This is a genomic window from Streptacidiphilus sp. BW17 (assembly GCF_041262485.1).
GTDB lineage: Bacteria > Actinomycetota > Actinomycetes > Streptomycetales > Streptomycetaceae > Streptacidiphilus.
The window spans coordinates 1-1191 of the sequence record NZ_JBGCCR010000088.1; the positions used below are offsets into that span (position 1 = coordinate 1).

Sequence of the window (1191 nt, forward strand, 5' to 3'; positions counted from 1 at the left end):
CTAGTGATCTGGTCTTGAGGTTGTTCGTCGCCTCGTGAGTTGTCTGGTGTACCGAGTTCTGCCAGGGGGCTTTCGGGTCCGGCTGGTTGGCGGTGTGCTGCTGGTGTGGGCGACAACCGGTTGGAGCCGCTGGTGCTGTCGGATGCCGAGCGGGCGACGTTGCAGAACTGGGTCAAGCGGCGCACGACCGCGCAGGGGCTGGCCCTGCGGGCGCGGATCGTGCTGGCGTGTGCGGAGGGCGGCAGCAACATCGCGGTGGCGTCCCGCCTGCGTGTGAACCGCTCGACGGTGACGAAGTGGCGGGCTCGGTTCCTGCGTGAGCGCCTCGACGGGCTCTCGGACGAGCCGCGTCCCGGGGTGCCGCGGACCATCACCGACGCCCAGGTGGAGGAGGTGGTGGTCCGCACCCTGGAGCAGAGCCCGGCGGGGTCCACCCACTGGTCCAAGCGCGAGCTGGCGAGAGTGGTGGGGATCTCGCCCAGCAGCGTGCTGCGGATCTGGCACGCGTTCGGCCTGCAGCCGCACCGGGTCGAGACGTTCAAGATCTCGCCCGATCCGCTGCTGGTGGACAAGGTGCGCGACGTGGTCGGCCTCTACCTGGCCCCGCCGGCGAACGCGGCGGTGTTCGCGGTGGACGAGAAGCCGCAGATCCAGGCGTTACAGCGGACCGCACCGGTGCTGCCAATGCTGCCCGGGGTCCCCGAGCGACGCAGCTTCGACTACGTGCGGCACGGGACCGTGGACCTGTTCGCGGCGCTGGACACCGCGACGGGGAAGGTGATCGGGAAGCTGTCCGCCCAGCATCGGGCGGTGGACTTCCGTGACTTCCTCGACGAGATCGACCGGCAGACCGACAAACGCCTGGTGGTTCACGTGATCTGCGACAACCTGTCGACGCACAAGGCCCCGGTCGTCCACCGCTGGCTGCTGGCACATCCGAGGTTCACGCTGCACTTCACGCCGACCTACTCGTCCTGGATCAACCAGGTCGAGCGCTGGTTCGCCGAGCTCGAACGCCGCTGCCTCGCCCGCGGCGTCCACTGCTCCCTCGACAGCCTCAAGACCGCGCTGGAGCAGTGGATCCAGACCTGGAACGAGTCCGCTCAGCCCTTCCGCTGGACCAAGACCGCCGACCAGATCCTCGACCGCATCTGCCGCTACTGCACGCGCATCTCAGAACCAGATCACTAG

The 1191-nt window shown here is 68.3% G+C and carries 1 protein-coding gene; it reads left to right on the plus strand.

The window, feature by feature from the left end:
• Positions 1-105 precede the first annotated feature (105 nt).
• Positions 106-1191, plus strand: coding sequence for an IS630 family transposase (locus tag ABH940_RS36970; RefSeq protein ID WP_370107297.1), 1086 nt, complete (start codon positions 106-108; stop codon positions 1189-1191).